This window comes from Mycobacterium noviomagense, assembly GCF_010731635.1.
In the GTDB taxonomy this organism is placed as follows: Bacteria; Actinomycetota; Actinomycetes; order Mycobacteriales; family Mycobacteriaceae; genus Mycobacterium; species Mycobacterium noviomagense.
In genome coordinates this window covers 3,289,986-3,315,767 of the sequence record NZ_AP022583.1, presented here as the reverse complement: position 1 = coordinate 3,315,767, position 25,782 = coordinate 3,289,986, and the positions used below count along the sequence as shown (strand labels likewise).

Genomic DNA, 25,782 nt, shown 5'->3' with positions numbered 1-25,782 from the left:
GGGTCACCCGTAGCTCGGTTGTTGGCCCCGGAAAACTCGAGGAGCTTCGCAATGGCCGCCGTGTGCGATATCTGCGGGAAGGGCCCCGGCTTCGGCAAGTCGGTGTCGCACTCCCACCGCCGGACCAGCCGCCGGTGGGATCCGAACATCCAGACGGTGCATGCCGTGACTCGTCCGGGTGGCAACAAGCAGCGGCTCAACGTGTGCACATCGTGCATCAAGGCGGGCAAGGTCACCCGCGGCTAATCCGCCAACAGACGCAAAAGCACCAATTTGCCCCGCGTGTCGGGGGACTTTGCGTCTGCTCGGCCAAGGAGTTACGGCAGCCGCCAGTCGACGGGCTCTGCACCCATCTTCTCGAGCAGTTCGTTGGCGCGACTGAACGGTCGCGAACCGAAGAAGCCGCGCGAGGCCGACAACGGCGAAGGATGCGGTGACTCGATCGCGACGCAGTCGCCCTGGGCCAGCATCGGCTTGAGCGTCGACGCGTCACGACCCCACAAAATCGCCACCATCGGTTGCTGCCGTTCCACCAGGGCGCGGATCGCGCATTCGGTGACCGGCTCCCAGCCCTTGCCCCGGTGTGACGCCGGATTGCCGGGTTGCACGGTGAGCACCCTGTTCAGCAACATCACCCCGCGCTGCGCCCACGGCGTCAGATCGCCGCACGACGGCAGCGGATAGCCGAGATCGTTGGCGTATTCGGCGAAGATGTTCTCCAGGCTGCGTGGCAGCGGGCGAACATGTGGGGCCACCGAAAAGCTCAGCCCCACCGCGTGGCCCGGCGTGGGGTACGGATCTTGCCCCACGATCAGTACCCGTACCTCTTCGAACGGAAAGGTGAAGGCGCGCAACACATTCGGCCCGGCGGGCAGGTAGCGGCGCCCGGCGGCGATTTCAGCGCGCAAGAATTGCCCCATCGCCGCGACCTGCTCGGCCACCGGCTCCAGCGCGCGCGCCCACCCGTCGTCGACCAGTTCGCGCAGCGGGCGCGCAGTCACGCCAGCCCCTTAGCCAATAGCACCACGGTGTCTGCGCCGGCACGGCGATCCTGCGAAATACGTTGGTATTCAGGTGATTCTGCCCAAGCGCGGAAGGCGGCCTCGTCGGGGAACGACATCAGCACCAACTTGTCGCGGTCCCATCGGCCTTCCACGACTTGCGGAGATTCGTCGGCGGCCAGCAGGGTTCCGGCGTATTCGGAGAAGACCTCCATGAACTTCGCCTGGTAGCGGTTGTAGGCGCCGCGGTCGGTGAACCTGAGTTGGGCGATCGCGTACACCGTCACGCCGCTACCCTAACGGCCACCGAATGACTCCCAGCCTGCGTATCCGCGCCACTCCGCCCCGTCGATCAGCACCCGGGCCGGGCCGTCGAGCACCCGGCCGATCACCCGCCAGCCCGCCGGAACCGGACCGGCGAACGCGGCGACCAGCGCGTGGTCTTCTCCCCCGCCGAGCACCCACTCCCACGGGTCAACGCCGACGGCCTCGCCGGCCGTCGTCAGGGCCTGGTGGTCGGCAGCCAACGCTGCGGTAGACAACGCGATGCCGACCCCGGACGCTTGGGCGACGTGGCGCAGATCGGAGACCAGGCCGTCGGACACGTCGATCATTGCTTGCGCACCGGCTTTGGCGGCTACCCGACCTTGCCCGTACGGCGGATGCGGCACCAGATGACGGCGCCGCAACTCGTCGAAACCTTCGATTCCGTTGCGCCACAAAGCATATCCTGCAGCCGAATATCCCAACTCGCCGGTCGCGGCGATCATCGAGCCGGGTCGCGCCCCCGCTCGAAGCACCGGCGCAGCCCCGTCCAGGTCGCCCAGCACCGTCACCGCGAGCACCCACTGCGGACAGTTGACCAGGTCACCGCCGACGATGCCGGCCCGGATCCTTCCGACCTCGTCCCACATGGCATCCGCCAGCTCGCTTACGCGCGCGGCCGGCGTCTCGGGCGGTGCGCCGAACGCGACGACGAACGCGGTTGGCCGCGCGCCCATCGCCTCGATATCGGCCGCGTTTTGGGCGATCGCCTTGCGCCCGACATCCGCCGGCGTGGACCAGTCCAGCCGGAAGTGCCGATCCTGCACGAGCATGTCCGTCGAGACCACGGTGCGGCCGTCGCCCGCCAGCACTAGAGCCGCGTCGTCACCGGGCCCTAATGCGGTCGTCGGCGGTTGTCGACGGCCTGCCAGCAGTCGGTCGATCATCCCGAACTCGCCGAGCTGGCGCAGGGTAGGGCCGGGCTCGCCGCTGCTCACGTCGCTTCCTCCCGGCCTATCGACGCCCGGTGAATACCGGTGCGACCTGCGGTAAGTTGGGTCCGCCGCCTCCGCCGGCGGACACGTGGAGTCTAAGCGGGCGATTCGACCGCGCCGGAGACTATGCGGATGGACGGGCAGTCAAAAAGTGAGCAGGCGACCGGTTTCGACGGGCCGCCCCGGGTATTGCTGATCGCGGCACTGCTGTTGACTGTCGCCGTCATCGCGATCATGTTGGCGATCGCGGCCACCCGCCACCCGCCCCAGCCACCGGTCGCGATCCCCGCGGTGCCCGCGCCCCAGGCCGAGAATCCGGCATGCCGGGCGCTGATGGGCGCGCTGCCACAGCGGCTCGGCGACTACCAGCGTGCGTCTGCCGCGCAGCCAGCTCCAGCCGGCGCCGCCGCCTGGCGCTCCAACGCCAACGCCGAGCCAGTGGTGCTGCGGTGCGGCCTGGACCGGCCGCCCGACTTCGTGGTGGGCTCGCCGATCCAGGTCGTCGACCGAGTGCAGTGGTTCCAGACGGTGGAGGGCCAAGCGGGCGGAGAGGCGGGACGCAGCACCTGGTACACGGTCGACCGGCCGGTGTACGTGGCGCTCACCCTGCCGCCCGGCTCGGGGCCCACCCCGATCCAGGAACTGTCCGAGGTGATCGACCGCACGGTCGCCGCCGTACCCGTCACCCCGGCGCCGCCGCGCAGTTAGCGCAGACCAATACCGCGAGCCAGCGCGGTTTCCACCATGGTCGCGACCAGGGTGGGGTAATCGACACCGCTGGCTGCCCACATCCGCGGGAACATCGAGATGGTGGTGAATCCCGGCATGGTGTTGATTTCGTTGATCAGCGGCCCGTCATCGGTGAGGAAGAAATCGACCCGCGCCAGCCCTTGGCAGTCGATCGCCCGAAATGCCGCGATTGCCAGCTCACGTATCGCGTCGCTGACCTCGTCATCGACTTTGGCGGGCACATCCAGTTCGGCGGCCTCGTACAGATACTTACTGGCGAAGTCGTAGAAGGGATCCTCGCGACCCCGCACCCCTACCACCCGGATCTCCCCCACAACACTGGCCCGGACAGTGCCGTCAGGAAATTCGAGCACGCCGCACTCCAATTCGCGGCCGGCGACGGCGGCCTCGACGAGCACCTTGGGGTCGTGCTGGCGGGCCTCGGCGACGGCCGCAGGCAGCTGCTCCCAGCTCGTCACCCGGCTGACACCGATCGACGACCCGCCGCGCGCGGGTTTGACGAAGACGGGCAGCCCAAGACGTTGCCGGTGCTCGGGGTCAAGGGTTGTCTGCGTCGCTCGCAGCACCGCATAAGGGCCGACCGGAAGTCCTTCGGCCGCCAGCAGCTTCTTGGTGAATTCCTTATCCATGCCGGTCGCACTGGCCAGCACGCCGGCACCGACATAGGGCACGCCGGCCAGTTCCAGCAGACCCTGAATCGTGCCGTCCTCGCCGTACGGGCCGTGCAATACCGGGAACACCACGTCGACGGAAGCCAGCACTTCGCCAGCGCTCATTTCACTACCCGGATTCACCGACAGCAGCTGACCACGTTGCCGCGGATCCTGCGCCAGGGCCAGCGCGGTGCCCGACGCGCCGCTGACCTCAGGCAACTGGCCGCCGGTGATCGCCAGCGTTTCCGAACGCCCGTCAGTCAGTACCCAGGTGCCTTCGCGCGTGATGCCCACCGGGATCACGTCGAAGCGTTGGGGGTCCAAATTGCGCAGGATGCTGCCCGCCGACACGCAGGAGATCGCATGTTCGTTGCTGCGTCCGCCGTAGACGACGGCGACGCGGATACGGCCGCGCGGTGTCACCGATTCGGCGCCTCCGGTCGATGCGGAGGGGTAGCGATCATCCACAACCTAGAGAGGCTACTGCCGTTGCGATTTTCCGCCGGGTGCGGCGGGCCTGAACCGGCGCGATCGCCAGTCATTCCGGCTTGGTGCTGCGGCCCAGCAACAAAACCACTGCTTCGTCGACGGAAAGGCCCTTATGGCAGACGCGGTGCACGGCGTCGGTAAGGGGCATCTCGACGTCGTAGCTGGACGCCAGCGCCAGCACCGATTCGCACGACGTCACGCCTTCGACCACCTGGCCGTCGTGCGCCTGCATGGCCGACTGCATCGTCCCGCCTTGACCCAGGCACTCGCCGAACGAGCGGTTACGCGAATGCCGCGAGGTGCACGTCGCCACCAAATCGCCTACCCCCGCCAGCCCGGCCAGCGTCGCGCCCTTGGCCCCGAGCGCGATCCCGAGCCGCATGATTTCAGCAAGCCCGCGGGTGATGATCGCCGCCGCAGTGTTCTCCCCCAGCCCCACGCCGGCCGCCATCCCAGACGCCAACGCGATGACGTTCTTGCATGCGCCGCCGATCTCGGTACCGATGACGTCGGCGTTGGTGTACGGACGGAAGTAGCCGGTGTTCAGCGCGCGCTGCAAGGCGACCGCGCGCCCAGAGTCGCTGCAGGCCACGACGGTGGCGGCGGGTTGGCGCTCGGCGATCTCATTGGCCAGGTTGGGACCGGAGACCACCGCAACCTGGTCCGGGTCCACCCCCGTGACGGCGACGATGACCTGGCTCATCCGCATCAACGTGTCCAGCTCGATGCCCTTGGCCAGGCTGACCAGGGTCGCGCCGTCGGCAAACAACCCGGCCCATTGCAAGAGATTGGCCCGCATGGTCTGAGCGGGGACACCCAGGAGCACAGTCGACGCGCCACACACCGCTTCGGCGGCGTCGGTGGTGGCTCGGATCGCCGTGGGCAACTGGGCTCCCGGCAGATAGCGGGCGTTGTAGCGCGTGGTGTTGATTTCGTCGGCGACCTCTGCGCGTCGCGCCCACAAGGTGACGTGGCTGCCGGCTTCGGCCAGCACCTTGGCCAGCGCCGTGCCCCATGCACCGGCGCCCATCACCGCTACGGCATCCTCCGCGCCGGCCATAACCACCACCCCCAATGCCCTGCATGCTGCGCCAGGCGACCACCCTAATCCGTGGCCGACGAAACGCCCCGACCGTGCCAGTAACCCAGCCCGCGGCGAGCGCCGAAACACACCGAAATCACCGCTGGCAGGATGAGCGCATGAGCGGCACCCGGGCCGACGGTCACGGCGACGTCGGGCTGATTGTGGCCGTCAAGCGGCTGGCAGTCGCCAAGACCCGTCTCGCGCCGATTTTTTCGAGGCAGACCCGCGAGGCCGTCGTGCTGGCCATGCTGATCGATACTTTGACCGCGGCAGCAGCGGTCGAGTCGGTGCGTTCGATCACCGTCATCACGCCTGACGACGCGGCGGCGGCCGCAGCGGCCGAGCTGGGCGCCGACGTACTAGCCGACCCGACGCCCGTGGACCATCCCGATTCGCTGAACAACGCCATCACCGTTGCGGAGCGAATGGTAGCCGAATCGGTAACGAATCTTGTTGTGCTGCAAGGTGATCTGCCAGCGCTTCAGACCCAGGAGCTGGCTGAGGCGATCGCCGCCGCGCGCAACCATCCCCGAAGCTTCGTCGCCGACCGGCTCGGCACCGGAACAACGGCGCTGTGCGCTTTCGGTGTCGCACTCCAGCCGCAATTCGGGCCGGATTCCTCAGCGCGCCATAGTCGTTCGGGAGCGGTGGAGCTCACGGGTGCATGGCCGGGTTTGCGTTGCGACATCGATACCCCGGACGACTTAGCGGTGGCGCGCCGGCTTGGGGTCGGCCCTGCCACCGCACGCGCCCTGGCCGCCCGCTAGCGCAGTCGACCACCTCGTCTCCGGCTACACAGTGCGGGCGCCGACCCATAACGGCAAGGTGAACACCACACCAACGGTGAACCGATGTCCGCTGGGTTGTGGCAGCGCAGCCCCGTAATGCGCAATGATCGAAAAATGACCGAAATTGAAGCCGAGGCGCGCCCTGAAGAGAGCGTGTGGCATCCGGGTGACTCGGCCCCCGCGGCACCACCCGCTGCGACCACAGCCATCCTCGAGAAAGAACTTCCCGAGGACCGGTATCTGAACCGGGAGTTGAGTTGGCTGGACTTCAACGCGCGGGTGCTCGCACTGGCCGACGACGCCTCGCTGCCGTTGTTGGAACGGGCCAAGTTCCTGGCGATCTTCGCCTCTAATCTCGACGAGTTCTATATGGTGCGTGTCGCCGGGCTCAAACGCCGCGACGAGATGGGCCTGTCGGTGCGCTCGGCGGACGGCCTGACACCGCGCGAGCAACTCCGTCGCATCGGCGAGCAGACCCAGCACATCGCCACCAGACACGCGCGCGTGTTCATGGATTCGGTGCGCCCCGCACTGGCCGAGGAAGGTATCCACATCGTCACGTGGGCCGACCTCGACGACTCTGAGCGCGATCAATTGTCGGCCTACTTTCACGAACAGGTATTCCCAGTCCTGACGCCGCTGGCCGTCGATCCCGCGCACCCGTTCCCGTTCGTCAGCGGGTTAAGCCTGAACCTGGCAGTCACCGTCAAACGCCCGGAGGACGGCGGACATCACTTCGCCCGCGTCAAAGTGCCCAACAATGTCGACCGATTCGTCGAACTGGCCCGGCGCACCGACGCTGACGGCAAGCCGATCGTGCGGTTCCTGCCGATGGAGGAACTGATCGCGGCGTTTCTTCCGGTGCTGTTCCCGGGTTTGGAGATCGTCGAGCATCACGTGTTCCGCATTACCCGCAACGCCGACTTCGAAGTCGAAGAAGACCGCGACGAGGACTTGCTGCAAGCGCTGGAACGGGAATTGGCGCGTCGCCGGTTCGGATCGCCGGTGCGCCTTGAGGTATCGGACGACATGACCGAGAACATGCTCGAGTTGCTGCTGCGCGAGCTCGACGTGCATCCCGGTGACGTCATCGAAGTGCCCGGCCTGCTCGATCTGTCGTCGCTGTGGCAGGTCTACGAGGTGGACCGGCCGGATCTGAAGGATCCACCCTTTGTCCCCGCGACCCCGCCGGCGTTCGCGGAGCGGGAAACGCCGAAAAGCATTTTCGCGACCCTGCGCGAAGGTGATGTGTTGGTGCATCATCCCTACGACTCGTTCTCTACCAGCGTGCAGCGATTCATCGAGCAGGCCGCTGCGGACCCCAACGTGTTGGCGATCAAGCAGACGCTGTACCGCACTTCAGGTGATTCGCCGATTGTCCACGCTCTGATCGAAGCTGCCGAGGCCGGAAAGCAGGTGGTGGCGCTCGTCGAAATCAAGGCTCGGTTCGACGAACAAGCCAATATCCGGTGGGCGCGCACACTGGAGCAGGCGGGCGTGCATGTGGTGTACGGGCTTGTAGGTCTGAAGACACATTGCAAGACGGCGCTGGTGGTACGCCGCGAAGGATCGGCCATTCGGCGCTACTGCCACGTCGGCACGGGCAATTACAACAGCAAGACCGCACGGCTGTACGAGGATGTCGGTCTGCTGACAGCGTCCCCCGATATCGGTGCCGACCTCACCGACTTGTTCAACTCGCTCACTGGCTACTCGCGCAAGGAGTCCTACCGCAACCTGCTCGTGGCGCCATACGGCATTCGCACCGGCATCATCGAGCGTGTCGAGAGGGAAGTCGCGGCGCACCGCGAAACCGGTAACGGGCGGATCCGCCTCAAGCTCAACGCGCTGGTCGACGAACAGGTCATCGATGCGCTCTATCGCGCGTCGCAGGCTGGGGTGCGCGTCGAGGTGGTGGTCCGCGGTATCTGTGCGCTGCGGCCCGGCGCCGAGGGCTACTCGGAAAACATCGTGGCGCGCTCCATTTTGGGCCGTTTCCTGGAGCACTCGCGCATCTTCCATTTCCGCGCTATCGACGAATTCTGGATCGGCAGCGCCGACATGATGCATCGCAATCTCGATCGACGGGTCGAGGTCTTGGCCCAAGTCAAGGACCCGAGGCTGACCGCGGAACTAGATGAGTTGTTTGAATCTGCATTGGATCCGGCCACTCGGTGCTGGGAACTCGGATCGGACGGGCAGTGGATCGCGTCGCCGCAGGACGGGCGGACGGTGCGCGACCACCAGGTATCGCTCATGGAGCGGCACCGCAGTCCCTGACACACCGCATCAGTCACGACCGCTCGGCCGCGTCGACGTGGTCACGTGCGGCCCGAATTGACCTGCAGGAGTTGAGTTGTCGACACAGAGCTCGTCGGACGGAACAGGCCCGTCGGGTAAAGCCGTTTGTGCCGCTGGTGCGGTGCTGTGGCGGCCGGGCCACGACGAGACCGGGGTCGAGGTCGCGCTGATCCACCGTCCCCGCTATGACGACTGGTCACTGCCCAAGGGAAAACTCGATCCCGGTGAGACCGAACCGGTGACCGCGGTGCGGGAAATCTTCGAAGAAACCGGTCACGAAGCACACCTTGGCCGGCGCATCGCGGCGGTGAGCTACCCGATCGAGCAAGGCGTCAAGAAGGTGCGCTACTGGGCAGCCCGCAGCATGGGTGGAGAATTCACACCCAACAGAGAAGTCGACGAACTCGTCTGGCTGCCGGTTTCGGCCGCGATGAAAAAGGCCGCTTACGCACAAGACCGAAAGGTCTTGCGCCGGTTCGTCAAACATCCGGCAGACACCCACACTGTGCTGATCGTCCGGCACGGCACCGCCGGCAGCAAGTCCCGCTTTTCTGGAGACGACACCAAGCGACCGCTAGACAAGAAGGGTCGTGCGCAGGCTGAGGCGCTTGTCGGACAAATACTGGCGTTCGGCGCCACCGATGTGTACGCCGCGGATCGATTGCGATGCCATCAGACGGTCGAACCGCTCGCCGAAGAATTGGGTGTGGTGATTTGCAACGAACCACTGCTGACCGAAGAGGCCTACGCCGATAACCCCAAACAGGCCCGGCGCCGGGTTCTGGAAATCGCCGCGCTCGGACGCACACCGGTGATCTGCACGCAGGGCAAGGTAATTCCGGACCTCATCGCGTGGTGGTGCGCTCGCGATGGGGTGCGGCCGGACAAGTCCCGCAACCGCAAAGGCAGCACATGGGTGCTCTCGCTCTCCGAGGGTCACCTGATTGCTGCCGACCACATTGGCAGCGCACTGGCGGTAAATGCGCTGAAGTGACAGGCAAACACCCTTCGGAGGGTCTGCCTCCGAAGGGTGCTGCGTCTGTGAGTTGTTGCCTGCTTAGCGGCGGCCCCGTCTCGCAGTGGATTTCTTGGCCGGCGCCTTCTTGGCGGTCGACTTCTTCGCGGGCGCCTTGCTCGCTGCCTTGCGGGTCGTAGCCTTCGAGGTCGTCCTCTTCGACGTCGCCTTCCTAGCAGTCGACTTGGTTGCCTTCTTGGCCGGCGTCCGCTTGGTTGCCGCCTTCTTAGCCGGCGCCTTCTTGGCCGTCGACTTCTTGGCCGGTGCCTTGGTCGCGCTCTTCCGAGCCGCCTTGGTGGCCTTCTTGGCCGGCGACTTCTTCGCTGCCTTCTTGGCGCCGCCAGCGCCAACACCACGTTTCACTGCCGGTCCTTCCGATGGGAGGCGCTGAGCGCCAGAGACAACCGCTTTGAATTGGGCGCCCGGGCGGAACGCGGGCACCGATGTTGGCTTCACCCTGACCGTCTCGCCGGTGCGCGGATTGCGAGCTACGCGCGCTGCGCGGCGCCGCTGCTCGAATACGCCGAAGCCGGTAATAGTGACGCTTTCGCCCTTGTGCACTGCGCGCACAATGGTGTCGACGACGTTCTCGACGGCGGCAGTTGCCGATCGACGATCTGAGCCCATTTTCTCTGTGAGTACGTCGATGAGCTCCGCTTTGTTCATGCAAACCCTCCGAAGTCAGTGGCCCTCTTTGGACCGACTAAAAGACACGGTAAACCCTCACATGGTTGATTTCCAAGAGCCACGCGCAATTTCAGGCGGCTCTAGCGAACTTTTTAGGAATCCGCTTGCCCCCCTTGGCCGGTGGCGAGGGCTCAAAATAGGCTGCCGATAGGCCCCACGCAGCGGCAAAATTCCGCTCGAATCGACCCCTCAGGAGTGAGGAACTGTGCGCGGCTTCCAGTCGGGACGAGCAGCTTCGAAAGACTCGATCTCGTCGAGTTTTCGCAGCGTAAGGGCTATATCGTCAAGCCCGTCCAGCAGTCGCCAGGCGGTGTAGTCGTCAATCTTGAACGGCAACACCACCGTTCCGGCGGTGATATTTCGATCTTGAAGATTGACAGTGATTTCCAGCCCCGGGCTACCCTCGATGAGCTTCCAGAGAAGTTCGACACCATCTTGGGCAACTTCGGCCGCCAACAGCCCCGCCTTACCCGCGTTGCCCCGGAAAATGTCGCCGAACCGCGACGAGATCACCACCCGGAATCCGTAGTCCATCAGCGCCCACACAGCGTGCTCACGCGATGATCCGGTACCGAAATCGGGTCCGGCGACCAGTACTGAACCTCTGTCGAATGGGCTGAGATTGAGAACGAAAGACGGGTCCGCGCGCCAGGCCGCGAACAATCCGTCGGCGAAACCCGTTCGGGTGACCCGCTTCAAATAGACCGCCGGAATGATCTGATCGGTGTCGACATTTGACCGCCGCAGCGGTACGCCGATTCCGGTGTGGGTGCGAAATGCGTCCATGCTCGTCTCCTGTTTTTCGATGCTCAGTCCAAATCGGCCGGTGCGGACAGCTTGCCGCGCACGGCGGTAGCGGCCGCGACTGCCGGCGACACCAAATGTGTGCGGCCGCCCTTGCCCTGCCGCCCTTCGAAGTTGCGGTTGGAGGTAGCCGCACAGCGCTCCCCCGGCGCCAGCTGATCGGGGTTCATTCCGAGACACATTGAGCAACCGGCCTGGCGCCACTCGGCGCCCGCAGCGGTGAAGATTTCGCCGAGCCCTTCGGCTTCCGCTTGGGCGCGCACCCGCATCGAACCCGGGACGACCAGCATTCGCACCCCCGGTGCCACCTTGCGGCCTCGCAATATGTCGGCCACTGCGCGCAGGTCCTCGATTCGGCCATTGGTACACGAGCCGACGAACACCGCATCAACCGAAATGTCGCGCATTGGCGTGCCCGGCCGAAGGTCCATGTACGCCAACGCCTTCTCGGCGGCTTGGCGCTCGCTGTCATCGGTCATCAGCTCGGGGTCCGGAACGGCCGCGGCCAACGGCACCCCTTGCCCGGGGTTGGTTCCCCAAGTGACAAACGGACTCAACGAAGCCGCGTCCAGATAGACCTCGGTGTCGAACTCGGCGCCGAGGTCGGTGCGCAGCTGATTCCAATACGCCACTGCGGCATCCCACTGTGTGCCCGCCGGAGCGTGCGGCCGGCCGCGCAAGAATTCGTAGGTGACCTCGTCCGGCGCCACCATGCCCGCACGCGCGCCGGCTTCGATACTCATATTGCAGATCGTCATCCGGCCTTCCATGGACAGTGATTCGATGGCACTGCCCCGGTATTCGATGACATGTCCCTGTCCGCCGCCGGTGCCGATTTTGGCGATCAACGCCAAAATGACGTCCTTGGCGGTAACTCCGGCAGGCAGCTCACCATCGACGTTGACCGCCATCGTCTTGAACGGCCGCAGCGGCAGCGTTTGAGTCGCCAGTACGTGTTCGACCTCGGAGGTGCCGATCCCCATCGCCAGCGCACCGAAAGCGCCGTGGGTCGACGTGTGGCTGTCACCGCAGACGATCGTCATTCCCGGCTGGGTGAGGCCCAGCTGTGGTCCCACCACATGGACGATGCCCTGCTCGATATCGCCCATCGGGTGTAAGCGAATACCGAATTCGGCGCAGTTGCGCCGCAGCGTTTCCACCTGGGTGCGCGAGACGGGGTCGGCGATCGGCTTGTCGATGTCGACAGTCGGCACGTTGTGATCCTCGGTGGCAAGCGTCAAGTCGGGCCGGCGCACCCGACGACCGGCCAGCCGCAGTCCGTCGAAGGCCTGCGGGCTGGTGACCTCGTGCACGAGATGCAGGTCGATGTAAATGAGGTCTGGGCCGTCGCCACCACCGGACGCCACAACATGGTCGTCCCATACCTTCTGCGCCAACGTGCGCGGCACTGACATGTTCGCCTCGATTCTCTGCGTCCGCGTGTTCTCAGTATGTGAGACGCTAGTATCTGTATATGAGACATGATAGCGGCATCGGAGTGCTGGACAAAGCCGTGGGTGTATTGCACGCGATCGCGGAATCTCCATGCGGTTTGGCCGAACTGTGCGACCGCACTGGGCTGCCCAGGGCCACCGCACACCGATTGGCGGCCGGCCTCGAAGTGCATCGTCTGCTGGCTCGCAATGGTGAAGGCCGCTGGCGGCTCGGTCCCGCGGTCACTGAATTGGCGGCCAAAGTCAACGACCCGCTGCTGGCCGCCAGCCCCGAGGTGCTGGCGCAGCTGCGCGAGATTACCGGCGAAAGCGTGCAGCTGTACCGCCGCGACGGCATGTGGCGAATTTGTATCGCGGCGCTGGAACCACCTGCCGGCCTTCGGGACACGGTTCCCGTCGGCGCGCGGTTGCCGATGACGGCGGGGTCGGGCGCCAGGGTGCTGCTGGCGTACAGCGACGCGGCAACCCAGCAAGCCATATTGCCGACCGCAAAGTTCAACGAACGCGCACTAGCGGATGTGCGCAGGCGCGGCTGGGCGCAAAGCGTTGCCGAACGTGAGCCGGGTGTGGCCAGTGTCTCGGCACCGGTGCGGGATGCCGGCGGTGCGGTGATCGCGGCTATTTCGGTGTCCGGACCGATCGATCGGATGGGTCGCCAGCCCGGCGCCCGTTGGGCCGCCGAGTTATTGGCTGCAGCCGATGCCATTACTGCGCGGCTTTGACGCTCGCCTTCTCAGCGGCGTCGACTGTGCATGCACGTCGTCGACTGTGCTTCTACGGCTAGATCCCGGCCGAATTTTCGCCCCCAGCGCACGCTCGATGCCGTCGTCGCAGAGTCGAGTTCGCCGGTGTGGCCGCGGCCCGGAAATGACCAACTGACAGACTGACGCCATGGGAACCAATCAGCGCGCGCAGATTGTCATGTCGGAGGCCGAGATCGCCGAGTTTGTCGCCCGCAGCCGCACGGGCACGCTGGCCACCATCGGACCCGACGGCCAGCCGCACCTGACCGCAATGTGGTACGGCGTGGTCGACGGTGAAATCTGGCTGGAGACCAAAGCCAAGTCGCAGAAGGCGGTCAACCTCCGGCGCGACCCGCGGGTGAGCTTCCTTATCGAGGACGGCGACACCTACGACACACTGCGCGGGGTGTCCTTCGAGGGCGTCGCCGAGGTAGTTGAGGATCCCGATGCCGTCTTTCGCGTCGGTGTCAGCGTCTGGGAGCGTTATACCGGCCCTTACAGCGACGAGTTGAAACCAGCGGTCGACCAGATGATGCACAAGCGGATCGCTGTGCGGATCGTCATACGCCGGACCCGCTCTTGGGATCATCGCAAGCTCGGACTGCCCCACATGCCGGTCGGCGGCTCGACCGCACCGAGTGTCGTCGCCGGGTAGACGGCGCCGCCGGGAGGCCCGGCGAACACCAGTGGATGAGTAGCCCCGATGGGATTCGAACCCACGCTACCGCCGTGAGAGGGCGGCGTCCTAGGCCGCTAGACGACGGGGCCAGAACCGATCCGAGCTGTCAGCATAACCCAACTCGGCATGCCCGCCTAACCGCTTGTGGTGGGCATATCTTGCTGGGGTACCAGGACTCGAACCTAGAACGGCTGAACCAGAATCAGCTGTGTTGCCAATTACACCATACCCCATTGGCTGCCTAAAAGCGCTGGTCAGAACCCGTTTTCGGATTCGGCTAGCGTCGTACGGCCAACCGCTCGCCGGCCGGTGCGGCCGACGTGCAGACTACCAAAGCTTAGCCGCCTGAGCCGCACCGGTCGCGGGCTGCGCGCAGACGCTGCAAGCTGCGCTCGCGCCCCAGCAGTTCCAAGGACTCGAACAACGGCGGGCTGACCGATGTTCCGGTGACGGCCACCCGGACGGGGCCGAACGCTTTTCGTGGTTTAAGCGCCAAGTTCTCCACCAGCGCCGCCTTGAGGGCGGGCTCGATATGCGCGGTGGTCCAGTCCGTCACGCCATCGAGTGCCGCCACCGCGGCGTCGAGCACCGCCCCGGCATCCGGGCCTAACTCCTTGGCGGCGGCCTTGGGGTCGAGGGTGTACTCGTCGTCGTTGAAAAACCTCAACAGCTCCCATGCATCACCCAGCACGACGATCCGGGTCTGCACGAGTTGAGCCGCGGCCGCGAATCCCGCATCGCCCAGGCCGGTCTCATACCCGTGCACAGCGAAGTAGTCGCGCAGTCGCGCGGTGAAATCGTCGGCGTCGAGCAGTCGGATGTGCTCGGCGTTGATTGCGTCGGCTTTCTTTTGGTCGAACCGGGCTGGGTTGGGGTTGACGTCCACGACGTCGAAAACCGCGACCATCTCCTCGAGGCTGAACACGTCACGGTCGCCCGAAATCGCCCAGCCCAACAACGCGAGGTAATTCAGCAGCCCCTCGGGAATAAAGCCCCGGTCACGGTGCGCGAACAGATTCGACTGCGGGTCGCGCTTCGAGAGCTTCCTGGTTCCCTCGCCGAGAACCGTTGGCAAATGGGCGAACTCGGGGATCCGCTCGGCTACCCCGATCCGGATCAGTGCCTGATACAGCGCGATCTGGCGCGGGGTGGACGGCAGTAGGTCCTCCCCGCGCAGCACATGGCTGATCTTCATCAAGGCGTCGTCGACCGGGTTGACCAACGTGTACAACGGATCACCGGTGGCGCGGGTCAACGCGAAATCGGGCACCGTGCCGGCCGCGAACGTGGTGGGTCCACGCACCAGGTCCTGCCAACTGAGATCTTTGTCTGGCATGCGCAGGCGAATGACCGGTTTGCGCCCCTCCGCTAGATACGCCGACCGTTGCGCATCGGTGAGATCGCGGTCGAAGTTGTCGTAGCCCAGTTTTGGGTTGCGGCCGGCTGCGATGTGGCGGGCCTCGACTTCTTCGGGCGTCGAGAAAGCTTCGTAGGCCTCCCCGGCCGCGACCAGCCGGTCGATGACGTCGCGGTAGAGGTCTTTACGCTGCGATTGCCGGTACGGCCCATAGGGCCCGCCAATCTCGGGGCCCTCGTCCCAGTTCAGGCCGAGCCAGCGCAGCGCGTCGAGCAGTGCAAGGTAGCTTTCCTCGCTGTCGCGTCCGGGATCGGTGTCCTCGATACGGAAGACGAACGTGCCGCCGGTGTGCCGGGCGTAGGCCCAGTTGAACAGCGCAGTGCGAATCAGACCGACGTGCGGAATTCCGGTGGGCGACGGGCAGAATCGGACCCGCACACCGCTGTTCATGAGTCTCCTTTTCGCACAACGGGATTGGCGAGCGTGCCGATACCTTCGATGGTGATGCTGACGGTATCGCCGTGTTCGATGGGACCGACGCCTTCGGGTGTTCCGGTCAGGATGAGATCGCCGGGCAACAACGTCATCACCGCCGACACCCACTCCACGATCACGGCGACGTCGTGGATCATCATGGAGGTGCGGCTGCGCTGTTTGACTTCGCCGTTGACCTCGGTGCGCAACTCGAGGTCGCCCGGATCGATATCGGTGACGATCCACGGCCCCACCGGGCAGAAGGTGTCGTGACCCTTGGCCCGCGTCCACTGCCCGTCGGCCTGCTGCTGATCGCGGGCGGTGACGTCGTTGCCGATGGTGTAGCCCAGGATGCTCTCGGCGGCGCGGGCAGCGGGCACGTCCTTGCACGGGCGGCTGATCACCGCCGCTAGCTCACCCTCGAAGTGCACGGGCGATGCGTTGGCAGGCAAGCGGATTGGCACATTCGGTCCGATGATGGCGGTGTTGGGCTTCATGAAGATCACCGGGTCGGCCGGAGCGGTGCCGCCCATCTCGGCGACGTGGGCCGCATAGTTTTTGCCGACACAGATGACCTTGCTGGCCAGCATGGGAGCCAGCAGTCGCACGTCGGCCACTGGCCACGAGCGTCCGGTGAAGGTCGGTGTGCCGAAAGGGTGTTCGGCGATTTCGCGAGCGGTCATCCCAGCGGAGTCGCCGATCTCACCCTCGATGCTGACGAAAGCGACGCCGTCGGGGCTGGCGATTCGACCAAGGCGCATTCGTGAGAGCCTAACTGCCTGCCACGTCCCTACCGCGCGGTGACTATCGCGACGAGGAAGTCCTCCAAGTGTTCGCGGCTGACGTCGAGCTCGCCGCGTAGCCACAGCGTCACCAGCTCGAAGCCGCCGGCGACCAGGATGAGCGCGGCCAAGTCGATGTCGGGATCCAGTGCGTCCTGCCCGGCCAGCAGCACCCGCCCTTGGTCGGCCATCACCTGCGCCAGCATTTTGATCAAGTCACGCCGTCGGGCGCGCAATGCCTCGGTGGCCTGCGATTCGAGAAGCAGCCGGCCGCGGCGGGGATCGTCTTCGAGAAAATCCAGACCGGTGCCTATCGCTGCGCGCGCCCGAACCACGGGGTCGGGTTGGCTGGCCTCGATCGCGGGCAGCAGCGCGTCGAATGCCCGGGTGATCTGGTCGTCGAGCAGCGCCAGCAGCAGCTCGTCGACGCTGCGGAAGCTTTCGTAGAAGTAGCGGTCGTTGAGCCGCGCCTGCGCACATACCCCCCGCACGGTCAGGTTCCCGACGCCCCCGTCGGCGATCAGATCCAACGCGGCATCGATCAACAGCGCCTGTCGTCTGGAGCGCCGCTCGCTATGGGTGGCGCCGCCATAGGTGCGCGCCGAACCCGCCACGGACACGATTGTCGCATCCTTGACCTCCCCCAGCTATCTGGTGAAGACTGTCACCAGATAGACCGCGGTGCTGCGGGAAGGACGCAGATGAGGGCTGACGAGCAGAAACTGCCTGACCCGCCGTTCCTGTCCGGTTTCCCGCTCAACGTGTTCACCCGGCTGCTGGCACCGGGTGACATCAGGGCCACCGCCGCTCAACGACAGTCGTTCCGTCGCTTCGCCACGATCGGCGACCCGCTGGCCGACGACCTGGTCGCCATGATGCAACGGCTGCCGGTCGGCGAAGGCCGGCGCATGTTCGAAGTCGCCGTCGAGCAGGGCATCGAGGCCGTCGAACGGCCGCCCGACGAGCTGGTGGCCTTCTTTGGTCAGGTCGACGACGAACCATACTGGCTCGATCGGTCCAAGCTCGATTTGGCGGTGCGGGTAACGATGCGCACCGGGCTGTGGAGCATCGCGCTGGCACTGCCCGGGTTGGCCCTCACCGGCGGCTACCTGTCGGCGAAGGCCGACAAACCACTGGTCGGCACCGGCGATCTGCGGCGAATGGCCCCCCGACGGCTCAATGAGACCGCGACCTGGTACATCGACGTCACCTCGCCCGGCGGCCTGAGCCGCTTTGCTCCAGGATTCACCGGCACCCTGCGGGTTCGCCTCATGCATGCTCTGGTGCGCGCCGCGATGTGCCGACGCGACGACTGGAGCTTCGAAAAGTGGGATCACCCGATCAACCAGGTGCAGTTGGCCGGCACTCTGATGCTGTTCTCGCTGGCCAACCTGGCGGGATGTCAAGCGATGGGTCTGCGGTTCTCACGACCCGAACGCGACGCGATCTTTCATCTGTGGCGCTACGTCGGGCTGCTGATGGGCGTGCATCCCGAGCTGCTGCCCGCTACCCAGGAGGACACCTGGCGACTGTTCTGGCTGGAAGCCGACACCGAGTTCCAGCCCGACGAGGACTCCTACCGGCTGGCCCAGGCGCTGCATTCCGGGCAGCCGGGCGAAGACCCACTCACCGCGCTGGCTCGCGGCTATCTGTCGTCCTACAGCCGCCTGATCCTGGGACGGTCCAACGCCGACCAGCTCGGCTTGCCCGACAACAAGCCGCTGCAGGCCGCGGTGGTGGCGACCTCGGCGCTCAACCGGGTGCTGGAATTCCGTCGGCTGCTGCCGGGCGCGACGCGGCTCAGCGAGGAGCTCGGCCAATGGTCGCGGCGTCGTTTCGTCACTCGCGGCTTCACCGCGACGGGCGGTGACCGCAGCTATCGCCGCCACGACGCGCTGGCTGCTGCAGGCTGACGCCTAAAGCCCTGAGTTTCGCAAACGCTGCATCTGAAACGCATGTGAAACCATGGGTTAATGCCGACGGAATCGGTCAGCACCGGAGCCCGCTGGTCGATGTTGGTCATCGCGTCGATAGCGACGTTGTCGTCGTTCCTCTTTATCAACGGCATCGCGTTCATGATTCCGGAGCTTGAGACCGACCGGGACATCACGCTGACCGAAGCCAGCCTGTTGTCGTCGATGCCGAGCTGGGGCATGGTGGTGACGCTCATTGCCTGGGGCTACGTGGTGGATCGCGCGGGCGAGCGCATTGTGCTCAGGTTAGGTTCGGGGCTTACGGCGCTCGCCGCCTTCGCCGCCGCGTCGACCCATTCACTGGTGCTGATCGGTGCCTTTCTGTTCCTCGGCGGCATGGCCGCGGCCGGCGCCAACTCGGCCACCGGCCGGCTGGTCACCGGCTGGTTCCCGCCCGAGCGGCGCGGCGTGGCGATGGGTGTCCGGCAGACCGCCCAGCCCTTGGGAATTGCGTTGGGGGCCGCGGTGATTCCCGAGCTGGCTGAACACGGCTTCGCGGCGGCGATGACGTTTGCGGCGGTGATTTGCATGTTGTCGGGAATCGCGTGCGCGCTCGGTGTCCTCGACCCGCCGCGAAAGCCGCGCGCGACGGCCACCACTGAGGAGCTGGCCAGCCCGTATCGCGGATCGAACGTGCTGTGGCGAATCCATGCGGTCTCGGCGCTGCTGATGATGCCGCAGACGGTGACCGTGACGTTCATGTTGGTGTGGTTGCTCAATGAGTGCCACTGGTCGATCGGGGCAGCGGGTGCGCTGGTCACCGTGTCGCAGCTACTCGGCGCAGCGGGCCGCATCCTGGCGGGGCGATGGTCTGATCTGGTCGGGTCGCGGATGCGGCCGGTTCGTACGATCGCCGCCGCCGCTGCCCTGACGTTGATCGTGCTGGGCGTCACCGATCACCTGAACTCCGAAATTGCCGAGGCCTGCATGGTGATCGCGTCGGTGATCGCGGTGCTCGACAACGGTTTGGAGTCCACGGCGATCACCGAGTTCGCCGGGCCGTTCTGGAGCGGGCGGGCGCTGGGCACGCAGAACACCACTCAGCGGCTTGCCGCGGCGGCGGGTCAGCCGCTCTTCGGTGCACTGATCGCTTCGGCCGGCTATCCGCTCGCGTGGGTGGTCTGTGGGCTGTTCCCGTTGGTTGCGGTGCCGCTGGTGCCTGTGGGCGTGTTGCCACCGGGCCTGGAGACTAGAGCGCGGCGGCAATCCGTTCGCCGACTTCGACGGTGGAGAGCACTGCGTTCCCTCGAGTTGAGAGATGGGCAGCGACAGCCCGGTCCACGCGTGCCGCGGCGGCGTCTTCGCCGAGATGGGCGAGCAGCAGCGCCACCGACATGACCGCCGCGGTCGGGTCGGCAATGCCCTGCCCGGCAATATCGGGCGCGCTGCCGTGCACCGGCTCGAACATCGACGGGTTGGTGCCGGTCGCGTCGATATTGCCGCTGGCGGCCAACCCGATACCACCGCACACCGCCGCCGCCAAGTCGGTGATGATGTCGCCGAACAGGTTGTCGGTGACGATGACGTCGAATCGGCCCGGGTCGGCGACCAGATGAATCGTTGCCGCGTCGACGTGCTGGTAGGCCACCTCCACGTCAGGAAATTTCTCGCCGACCTCCTGCACGGTTCGTGACCACAGCGCGCCGGCGAATGTCAGCACGTTGGTCTTGTGCACCAACGTCAGGTGGTTGCGTCGCTGTTGGGCGCGTTCGAACGCGTTGTGTACAACCCGGCGAACCCCGAAGGCCGTGTTGACGCTGACCTCGGTGGCCACTTCGTGGGGGGTACCGACGCGGATCGCGCCACCGGTTCCCGTGTAAGGGCCCTCGGTGCCCTCGCGCACCACCACGAAGTCGATCTCGGGATTGCCGCTCAGCGGGCTGCTCACTCCCGGGTACAGCCGGGCCGGTCGCAGGTTGATGTGGTGGTCGAGCTTGAAGCGAAGCCGCAGCAGCAGACCCCGTTCCAGCACACCGCTGGGAACCGACGGATCGCCGATCGCGCCGAGCAAGATCGCGTCATGCGCCCGCAATTCCTTGAGCACCGAGTCGGGCAGCACTTCCCCGGTGGCGTGAAAGCGCTTGGCGCCCAAGTCGTAGCTGGTCTTCTCCACGTCGGGTAGGACCGCGTCGAGAACCTTGACGGCTTCGGTCACCACCTCGGGACCGATCCCGTCGCCGGGAATGACCGCCAACTTCACGGCGCCGCTCCTCCTCATCGCATCGCTTAAGCACCGTCGCCGGCGCGTCTCAAGACAGGTCAACCACTTCCAGTTTGTTGGCGTCGACGGCCGCGGCGATGGCCGACTGGACGTCGTCGGGCACCTCGCGGTCCAGCCGCAACAGGATCGTCGCGCCGGGCCCTTCCGCGTCCTCCGACAGTTGTGCGGCGTGGATGTTGACCCCCGCCGCACCCAGCAGCGTGCCGATCTTGCCGAGCGCGCCCGGCCGGTCGATGTAGTTGATGATCAGGTTGATGCCCTCGGCGCGCAGGTCGAAGTTGCGGCCGTTGATCTGCACGATCTTTTCGACCAGTTGCGGCCCCGACAGGGTGCCCGCGACATTGACGACCGAACCGCCGGCGCCGACTGCTCGGACGTCGACGACGCTGCGATGGTTGGGACTTTCGGTCGCCGTGCTGATGTCGGCGGCAACGCCGCGCTCTTCGGCGATCGCCGGGGCGTTGACGAACGTCACCGGCTCCTCGATGACCGCGGAGAACAAGCCACGCAGCGCGGACAGCCGCAGTACCTCGACGTCTTCGCTGGCCAGCTCACCGCGGGCCTGCACCGACAACGACACCGGCAGCTCGTCGGCGAGCGCGCCAGCCAGCACACCAAGTTTGCGCACCAGGTCCAGCCACGGCGCCACCTCCTCGCTGACCGCACCGGCGCCGACGTTGACGGCATCGGGAACGAATTCGCCTGCTAGCGCGAGCTTTACGCTTTCGGCGACATCCGTGCCGGCGCGGTCCTGCGCCTCTGCGGTGGACGCACCCAGATGGGGCGTGACCACCACCTGCGCCAGCTCGAACAGCGGGCTGTCGGTGCACGGCTCCTTGGCGAACACGTCGATTCCTGCCGCCCGCACATGCCCGCTGCCCACGGCGTCGGCCAATGCCTCCTCGTCGACCAGACCGCCGCGTGCCGCGTTGACGATGATCACGCCGGGCTTGGTCTTGGCCAGTGCTTCCTTGTCGATCAGGCCCGCAGTCTCGGGCGTCTTGGGCAAATGCACGGAGATGAAATCGGACTGAGCCAGCAGCTCGTCGAGGCTCGTCAGCTCGATGCCGAGCTGGGCGGCGCGGGCCGGCGACACGTACGGGTCGTAGGCCACCAGCTGGGTGCCGAAGGCGGCCAGCCGCTGGGCGACCAACTGCCCGATGCGGCCGAGCCCGACAATCCCGACCGTCTTGCCGACGATCTCCGTTCCGGAGAACGACGAGCGCTTCCACTCGTGGCCCCGCAGCGATGCGTCGGCCGCCGGGATTTGGCGGGCCGCGGCAAGCAGTAGCGCCAGTGCATGCTCGGCGGCGCTGTGGATGTTCGACGTCGGCGCGTTGACGACCAGGACGCCGCGTGCGGTGGCGGCCTCGACGTCGACGTTGTCCAGCCCCACCCCGGCGCGCGCGACGATCTTCAGCTTGGGCGCTGCGGCCAGCACTTCGGCGTCAACGGTGGTGGCCGATCGCACCAGCAGCGCGTCGGCCTCGGGCACAGCGGCCATCAGTTTCTCCCGATCGGGACCGTCGACCCAGCGGACTTCGACCTGATCGCCCAACGCGGCCACGGTGGATTCGGCGAGTTTGTCGGCGATCAATACAACGGGAAGGCTCACCCGGCCAGCCTAATAGGGTCCAGAGAAGCCCCGAACCGCGACATCGACGTTGTGCAGACGACACGCCGGGATGCGCACGAAAAGCGTCGATCTCAGGGGAAGCCAGTGGCCCAATGACTCAAGCCGTTTCGGTGATCGGCCGGTCCACCCAGCTCATCAACCCGCGCAGCTTCTTGCCGGTGACTTCGATGGGGTGCTCGGCGTTTTGCTTGCGCAGTTCGGCCAACTGCTTGCCGCCGTTCTCGACGTCGGCGACCAGCTTTTTCACGAAGCTGCCGTCCTGGATTTCCCGCAGGATGTCGCGCATGCGTTCCTTGGTCCCGGCGTCGATCACTCGTGGACCCGACAGGTAGCCGCCGAACTCAGCGGTGTCGGAGACCGAGTAGTACATGCGGCCGATGCCGCCCTCGTACATCAAATCGACGATCAGCTTCAGCTCGTGCAGCACCTCGAAGTAGGCCAACTCCGGCGGATAGCCGGCTTCGACCATCACGTCAAAGCCTGCCTTGACCAATTCCTCTGTGCCACCGCACAACACGGTCTGCTCACCGAACAGGTCGGTCTCGGTCTCGTCTTTGAACGTGGTCTTGATGACACCGGCCCTCGTCCCGCCGATGCCCTTGGCGTACGACAGCGCCAGCGCCAGTCCGTCGCCGCCCGGATCTTGCGCCACGGCAACCAGACACGGCACCCCCTTGCCGTCGACGAACTGCCGGCGCACCAGATGGCCGGGACCCTTCGGCGCCACCATCGCGACCGTGATATCCGGCGCCGGCTTGATCAGCCCGAAATGGATGTTGAGCCCGTGACCGAAGAACAGCGCGTCGCCGGGCTGCAGGTTGGGTTCGATGTCCTCGGCGAAGATTTGTGGCTGTGCAGTGTCAGGCGCCAGCAGCATGATCACGTCGGCCCACTTGGCGACTCCGGCCGGGGTGTCGACCTGCAGCCCTTGCTCGGTGACCTTGGCCCTCGACTTCGAGCCTTCCTTCAAGCCGACGCGGACCTCGACGCCCGAGTCGCGCAGGCTCAGCGAGTGCGCATGCCCTTGGCTCCCATAGCCGATGACACCGACCTTGCGGCCGGCGATGATCGACAGGTCGGCGTCGTCGTCGTAGAACATCTCCACCGCCACGTGTTTCTCCTTAACTGTTATTTGGGTCCGCCTATACCGCGTGGACCGCGGGACAACGACACCAAACCGGACTGGACGATCTCGCGAATACCGAACGGCTCTAGCACGCGCAGCAGCGCTTCCAGTTTGCCCCGGGTACCGGTGGCCTCGATGGTCAGCGACTCCGGCGAGACGTCGATTATTTTGGCGCGGAACAGGTTTGCCGCTTCGCTGACCTGGCTGCGGGTACCGGCATCGGCTCGCACCTTGATCAACGCCAGCTCTCGGGCCACCGAGTTGTCGTCGTCTTGCTCGACGATCTTGATGACGTTGATCAACTTGTTGAGTTGCTTGGTGATCTGCTCGAGCGGAGTGTCCTCGGCGGAGACCACGATCGTCATCCGCGACATGTTCTTCTGCTCGGTGGCGCCGACCGCCAGCGACTCGATGTTGAAGCCGCGCCGGGAGAACAGCGCCGCAACCCGTGCGAGCACACCGGGTTTGTCTTCGACGAGCACCGAGAGCGTATGCGTCTTAGGGCTCATCAGGCGTGCCCTTCGTCGGGGTCGTCGAAGAGCGGGCGGATGCCGCGCGCAGCCTGGATCTCGTCGTTGCTGGTGCCGGCCGCAACCATCGGCCACACTTGTGCGTCGGCGCCGACAACGAAGTCGATGACCACCGGCCGGTCGTTGATGGCGCGGGCCTGGTTGATGACGTCGACGACGTCTTCTTCACGCTCGCAACGCAATCCGACGCATCCCAGTGCCTCGGCCAGCTTGACGAAGTCCGGGATGCGGTGTGAGTGGGTGGCCAGGTCGGTCTGCGAGTAGCGCTCGGCGTAGAACAGCGACTGCCATTGCCGCACCATGCCCAGGCTGCCGTTGTTGATCAGTGCGACCTTGATCGGCGCTCCCTCGACCGCGCAGGTGGCCAGCTCCTGATTGGTCATCTGGAAGCAGCCGTCGCCGTCGACCGCCCACACCTCGGCGTCCGGGCGAGCGATCTTGGCACCCATCGCCGCCGGGATAGCGAAGCCCATGGTGCCCAGACCTCCGGAGTTGAGCCAGGTGCGCGGCTTCTCGAACGAGATGAACTGCGCGGCCCACATCTGGTGCTGGCCCACCCCCGCGACGTAGACGGCGTCTGGCCCGGCGATCTTGCCCAGCGTTTCGATCACGTACTCCGGGCCCAGGCTGCCGTCGCTCTGCGGCCCGTAGCTCAGGGGGTAGGTCTCCTGCACGCCGCGCAGATACTGCCACCAGTCGTCGAGGTCGAGGGCGCCGGCGATGTCCTGCTGGCGCAGTGCGGCGATCAAGTCGGTGATGACCGCCTTGACGTCGCCGACGATCGGCACGTCCGCGTGTCGGTTCTTGCCGATCTCGGCCGGGTCGATGTCGGCGTGGATGACCTTGGCCTCGGGGGCGAACGAGTCGAGCTTTCCGGTCACCCGGTCGTCGAAGCGGGTGCCCAACGCGATCAGCAGGTCGCTGCGCTGCAGCGCAGCCACCGCCGTGACGGTGCCGTGCATGCCCGGCATACCGAGGTGCTGGCGGTGGCTATCCGGGAAGGCGCCGCGCGCCATCAGCGTGGTGACCACCGGGATGCCGGTCAGCTCGGCCAGCTCGCGCAACTGTTCGCAGGCCTCGCCGCGGATGACCCCGCCGCCGATGTACAGCACGGGCTTGCGGGCCGTCGCGATCAGCTTGGCGGCTTCCCGGACCTGCCGATTGTGCGGTCGGGTGTTCGGCTTGTAGCCCGGGAGATCCAGCCGCGGCGGCCAGCTGAACGTGCACTGGCCCTGCAGTACGTCCTTGGGGATATCGACAAGCACCGCGCCGGGACGCCCAGTGGACGCGATGTGGAAGGCCTCAGCCAGCGCCTGCGGGATGTCGTCGCCGCTGCGGACCAGAAAGTTGTGCTTGGTAATCGGCATCGTGATCCCGGAGATGTCGGCCTCCTGGAACGCGTCGGTGCCGATCAGCGAACGTCCCACCTGACCGGTGATGGCGACCACCGGGATGGAGTCCATCTGCGCATCGGCGAGCGGGGTCACCAAGTTGGTGGCTCCGGGACCCGACGTGGCCATGCACACCCCGACCTTGCCGGTGGCGTGCGCGTAGCCGCTGGCGGCATGCCCTGCCCCCTGCTCGTGGCGCACCAGCACGTGGCGCAGCTTCTGCGAGTCGAACAGCGGGTCGTATACCGGCAGCACAGCACCACCGGGAATACCGAAGATGACTTCTACGTCGAGTTGCTCCAACGATCGGATCACCGACTGTGCTCCGGTAAGCTGTTGCGGCGCAACAGCTTTCGATTGAACCCCGGGCGATGCCGATTTACGAGTGCTCGGCGCGCCGTTGGCGGCCTGCGGCTCGGCCTTTGACGCCCACGGGGTGGTGGGTGCGCTCACTGTGTCCTCTTTGGTCCTGTTGTCATTGTTTTGCTGTGGTGCTCGGGATGCCGAACGGTGGATGGGCAACAAAAAACCCCCGCCAGCTCAGCTGCTGCACGAGGGTTGCGCGTTGGTGCCCGAAACCTAGTC

General features: G+C 65.9%; 24 protein-coding genes, 2 tRNA genes and 1 pseudogene. 9 read left to right on the top strand and 18 right to left on the bottom strand.

Going from position 1 to position 25,782, the window contains the following annotated elements:
- Positions 1-51: 51 nt before the first annotated feature.
- Complete coding sequence (rpmB, locus tag G6N15_RS15655) at positions 52-246, top strand: 50S ribosomal protein L28 (RefSeq protein ID WP_083088119.1); 195 nt, start codon at positions 52-54, stop codon at positions 244-246.
- Between the two features lie 71 nt (positions 247-317).
- Here rpmB and G6N15_RS15650 read toward each other — a convergent pair whose 3' ends face one another.
- From G6N15_RS15650 to G6N15_RS15640, 3 genes are read right to left on the bottom strand one after another with little or no spacing between them, the layout of a single operon-like run.
- Positions 318-1,001 (bottom strand): uracil-DNA glycosylase, encoded by a 684-nt coding sequence (locus G6N15_RS15650; protein WP_083088118.1) that lies wholly within the window; start codon positions 999-1,001, stop codon positions 318-320.
- Complete coding sequence (locus G6N15_RS15645) at positions 998-1,288, bottom strand: DUF1330 domain-containing protein (protein ID WP_083088117.1); 291 nt, start codon at positions 1,286-1,288, stop codon at positions 998-1,000. The genes G6N15_RS15650 and G6N15_RS15645 overlap by 4 nt, the downstream gene beginning before the upstream one ends.
- 9 nt (positions 1,289-1,297) lie before the next feature.
- Positions 1,298-2,212 (bottom strand): thiamine-phosphate kinase, encoded by a 915-nt coding sequence (locus G6N15_RS15640; RefSeq protein ID WP_083088155.1) that lies wholly within the window; start codon positions 2,210-2,212, stop codon positions 1,298-1,300.
- Between the two features lie 180 nt (positions 2,213-2,392).
- Here G6N15_RS15640 and G6N15_RS15635 point away from each other — a divergent pair, with 180 nt between their 5' ends.
- Complete coding sequence (locus G6N15_RS15635) at positions 2,393-2,968, top strand: DUF3515 domain-containing protein (protein ID WP_083088116.1); 576 nt, start codon at positions 2,393-2,395, stop codon at positions 2,966-2,968.
- Here the strand turns inward: G6N15_RS15635 and G6N15_RS15630 are convergent.
- Both G6N15_RS15630 and G6N15_RS15625 read right to left on the bottom strand, forming a co-directional pair.
- Positions 2,965-4,086 (bottom strand): D-alanine--D-alanine ligase family protein, encoded by a 1,122-nt coding sequence (locus G6N15_RS15630; protein ID WP_083088154.1) that lies wholly within the window; start codon positions 4,084-4,086, stop codon positions 2,965-2,967. The two genes, G6N15_RS15635 and G6N15_RS15630, sit on opposite strands and share 4 nt — an antisense overlap.
- Positions 4,087-4,201: 115 nt before the next feature.
- Positions 4,202-5,212 carry an NAD(P)H-dependent glycerol-3-phosphate dehydrogenase gene (locus tag G6N15_RS15625; RefSeq protein ID WP_083088115.1) on the bottom strand — a complete coding sequence of 337 codons (1,011 nt, stop codon included), beginning with the start codon at positions 5,210-5,212 and terminating at the stop codon, positions 4,202-4,204.
- 140 nt (positions 5,213-5,352) lie between these two features.
- Here G6N15_RS15625 and cofC point away from each other — a divergent pair, with 140 nt between their 5' ends.
- From cofC to mutT1, 3 genes are all read left to right on the top strand, one after another.
- Positions 5,353-6,003: a 2-phospho-L-lactate guanylyltransferase gene (gene cofC, locus G6N15_RS15620; protein WP_083088114.1), complete on the top strand. Its 651-nt coding sequence runs from the start codon at positions 5,353-5,355 to the stop codon at positions 6,001-6,003.
- 84 nt (positions 6,004-6,087) lie between these two features.
- The gene (locus G6N15_RS15615; protein WP_083088113.1) at positions 6,088-8,304 is read left to right on the top strand and encodes an RNA degradosome polyphosphate kinase; all 2,217 of its coding nucleotides are present in this window, start codon (positions 6,088-6,090) and stop codon (positions 8,302-8,304) included.
- A 76-nt stretch (positions 8,305-8,380) separates the two neighbouring features.
- Entirely contained in the window at positions 8,381-9,319 is a 939-nt protein-coding gene (gene mutT1, locus G6N15_RS15610) for an 8-oxo-(d)GTP phosphatase MutT1 (RefSeq protein WP_083088112.1), read from the top strand.
- A 63-nt stretch (positions 9,320-9,382) separates the two neighbouring features.
- Here mutT1 and G6N15_RS15605 read toward each other — a convergent pair whose 3' ends face one another.
- From G6N15_RS15605 to leuC, 3 genes are all read right to left on the bottom strand, one after another.
- Entirely contained in the window at positions 9,383-10,006 is a 624-nt protein-coding gene (locus G6N15_RS15605) for an HU family DNA-binding protein (RefSeq protein WP_083088111.1), read from the bottom strand.
- Positions 10,007-10,216: 210 nt separating this feature from the next.
- Positions 10,217-10,813 carry a 3-isopropylmalate dehydratase small subunit gene (gene leuD / locus G6N15_RS15600; protein ID WP_083088110.1) on the bottom strand — a complete coding sequence of 199 codons (597 nt, stop codon included), beginning with the start codon at positions 10,811-10,813 and terminating at the stop codon, positions 10,217-10,219.
- A gap of 23 nt (positions 10,814-10,836) precedes the next feature.
- Positions 10,837-12,246, bottom strand: coding sequence for a 3-isopropylmalate dehydratase large subunit (leuC, locus tag G6N15_RS15595; protein ID WP_083088109.1), 1,410 nt, complete (start codon positions 12,244-12,246; stop codon positions 10,837-10,839).
- A 59-nt stretch (positions 12,247-12,305) separates the two neighbouring features.
- On the opposite strand from leuC, the gene G6N15_RS15590 reads away from it, so the two are divergent.
- Both G6N15_RS15590 and G6N15_RS15585 read left to right on the top strand, forming a co-directional pair.
- Positions 12,306-13,007: an IclR family transcriptional regulator gene (locus G6N15_RS15590; RefSeq protein ID WP_083088108.1), complete on the top strand. Its 702-nt coding sequence runs from the start codon at positions 12,306-12,308 to the stop codon at positions 13,005-13,007.
- Between the two features lie 169 nt (positions 13,008-13,176).
- Positions 13,177-13,683: a PPOX class F420-dependent oxidoreductase gene (locus G6N15_RS15585; protein WP_083088107.1), complete on the top strand. Its 507-nt coding sequence runs from the start codon at positions 13,177-13,179 to the stop codon at positions 13,681-13,683.
- 40 nt (positions 13,684-13,723) lie between these two features.
- Here G6N15_RS15585 and G6N15_RS15580 read toward each other — a convergent pair.
- The 5 genes from G6N15_RS15580 to G6N15_RS15560 form a co-directional block, all read right to left on the bottom strand.
- A tRNA-Glu gene (locus tag G6N15_RS15580) sits at positions 13,724-13,796 on the bottom strand.
- A 72-nt stretch (positions 13,797-13,868) separates the two neighbouring features.
- Positions 13,869-13,940 (bottom strand) — tRNA-Gln (locus G6N15_RS15575).
- Positions 13,941-14,044: 104 nt separating this feature from the next.
- Positions 14,045-15,514, bottom strand: coding sequence for a glutamate--tRNA ligase (gene gltX, locus G6N15_RS15570; RefSeq protein ID WP_083088106.1), 1,470 nt, complete (start codon positions 15,512-15,514; stop codon positions 14,045-14,047).
- On the bottom strand, positions 15,511-16,299 hold the full coding sequence (locus tag G6N15_RS15565; protein ID WP_083088105.1) for a fumarylacetoacetate hydrolase family protein: 789 nt from the start codon (positions 16,297-16,299) through the stop codon (positions 15,511-15,513). Before G6N15_RS15565 ends, gltX begins: the two co-directional genes overlap by 4 nt.
- Before the next feature lie 29 nt (positions 16,300-16,328).
- Positions 16,329-16,940: a TetR/AcrR family transcriptional regulator gene (locus tag G6N15_RS15560; protein ID WP_083088104.1), complete on the bottom strand. Its 612-nt coding sequence runs from the start codon at positions 16,938-16,940 to the stop codon at positions 16,329-16,331.
- An 81-nt stretch (positions 16,941-17,021) separates the two neighbouring features.
- Here G6N15_RS15560 and G6N15_RS15555 point away from each other — a divergent pair, with 81 nt between their 5' ends.
- Both G6N15_RS15555 and G6N15_RS15550 read left to right on the top strand, forming a co-directional pair.
- On the top strand, positions 17,022-18,233 hold the full coding sequence (locus tag G6N15_RS15555; protein WP_083088103.1) for an oxygenase MpaB family protein: 1,212 nt from the start codon (positions 17,022-17,024) through the stop codon (positions 18,231-18,233).
- Positions 18,234-18,293: 60 nt separating this feature from the next.
- Positions 18,294-19,346, top strand: a pseudogene (locus G6N15_RS15550) (MFS transporter); the annotation flags it as partial.
- A gap of 136 nt (positions 19,347-19,482) precedes the next feature.
- Here the strand turns inward: G6N15_RS15550 and G6N15_RS15545 are convergent.
- The 5 genes from G6N15_RS15545 to G6N15_RS15525 all read right to left on the bottom strand — a co-directional run bounded on the left by G6N15_RS15545 (position 19,483) and on the right by G6N15_RS15525 (position 25,650).
- Positions 19,483-20,493, bottom strand: a complete 1,011-nt coding sequence (locus G6N15_RS15545; RefSeq protein ID WP_083088102.1) for a 3-isopropylmalate dehydrogenase — start codon at positions 20,491-20,493, stop codon at positions 19,483-19,485.
- A 49-nt stretch (positions 20,494-20,542) separates the two neighbouring features.
- On the bottom strand, positions 20,543-22,129 hold the full coding sequence (gene serA / locus G6N15_RS15540; RefSeq protein ID WP_083088101.1) for a phosphoglycerate dehydrogenase: 1,587 nt from the start codon (positions 22,127-22,129) through the stop codon (positions 20,543-20,545).
- Positions 22,130-22,247: 118 nt separating this feature from the next.
- On the bottom strand, positions 22,248-23,249 hold the full coding sequence (gene ilvC, locus G6N15_RS15535; protein WP_083088153.1) for a ketol-acid reductoisomerase: 1,002 nt from the start codon (positions 23,247-23,249) through the stop codon (positions 22,248-22,250).
- A gap of 29 nt (positions 23,250-23,278) precedes the next feature.
- Positions 23,279-23,785 carry an acetolactate synthase small subunit gene (gene ilvN / locus G6N15_RS15530; RefSeq protein ID WP_083088100.1) on the bottom strand — a complete coding sequence of 169 codons (507 nt, stop codon included), beginning with the start codon at positions 23,783-23,785 and terminating at the stop codon, positions 23,279-23,281.
- Positions 23,785-25,650, bottom strand: a complete 1,866-nt coding sequence (locus tag G6N15_RS15525; RefSeq protein ID WP_083088099.1) for an acetolactate synthase large subunit — start codon at positions 25,648-25,650, stop codon at positions 23,785-23,787. Before G6N15_RS15525 ends, ilvN begins: the two co-directional genes overlap by 1 nt.
- Positions 25,651-25,782: the final 132 nt, after the last annotated feature.

Coding starts and splice junctions, on each gene's coding strand:
- rpmB (WP_083088119.1), top strand. CDS start 52: ATGGCCGCCGTGTGCGATATCTGCGGGAAGGGCCCCGGCTTCGGCAAG.
- G6N15_RS15640 (WP_083088155.1), bottom strand. CDS start 2,212: ATGATCGACCGACTGCTGGCAGGCCGTCGACAACCGCCGACGACCGCA.
- G6N15_RS15635 (WP_083088116.1), top strand. CDS start 2,393: ATGGACGGGCAGTCAAAAAGTGAGCAGGCGACCGGTTTCGACGGGCCG.
- G6N15_RS15625 (WP_083088115.1), bottom strand. CDS start 5,212: ATGGCCGGCGCGGAGGATGCCGTAGCGGTGATGGGCGCCGGTGCATGG.
- cofC (WP_083088114.1), top strand. CDS start 5,353: ATGAGCGGCACCCGGGCCGACGGTCACGGCGACGTCGGGCTGATTGTG.
- G6N15_RS15615 (WP_083088113.1), top strand. CDS start 6,088: ATGTCCGCTGGGTTGTGGCAGCGCAGCCCCGTAATGCGCAATGATCGA.
- G6N15_RS15605 (WP_083088111.1), bottom strand. CDS start 10,006: ATGAACAAAGCGGAGCTCATCGACGTACTCACAGAGAAAATGGGCTCA.
- leuD (WP_083088110.1), bottom strand. CDS start 10,813: ATGGACGCATTTCGCACCCACACCGGAATCGGCGTACCGCTGCGGCGG.
- leuC (WP_083088109.1), bottom strand. CDS start 12,246: ATGTCAGTGCCGCGCACGTTGGCGCAGAAGGTATGGGACGACCATGTT.
- G6N15_RS15590 (WP_083088108.1), top strand. CDS start 12,306: ATGAGACATGATAGCGGCATCGGAGTGCTGGACAAAGCCGTGGGTGTA.
- G6N15_RS15585 (WP_083088107.1), top strand. CDS start 13,177: ATGGGAACCAATCAGCGCGCGCAGATTGTCATGTCGGAGGCCGAGATC.
- gltX (WP_083088106.1), bottom strand. CDS start 15,514: ATGAACAGCGGTGTGCGGGTCCGATTCTGCCCGTCGCCCACCGGAATT.
- G6N15_RS15565 (WP_083088105.1), bottom strand. CDS start 16,299: ATGCGCCTTGGTCGAATCGCCAGCCCCGACGGCGTCGCTTTCGTCAGC.
- G6N15_RS15555 (WP_083088103.1), top strand. CDS start 17,022: ATGAGGGCTGACGAGCAGAAACTGCCTGACCCGCCGTTCCTGTCCGGT.
- ilvC (WP_083088153.1), bottom strand. CDS start 23,249: ATGTTCTACGACGACGACGCCGACCTGTCGATCATCGCCGGCCGCAAG.
- ilvN (WP_083088100.1), bottom strand. CDS start 23,785: ATGAGCCCTAAGACGCATACGCTCTCGGTGCTCGTCGAAGACAAACCC.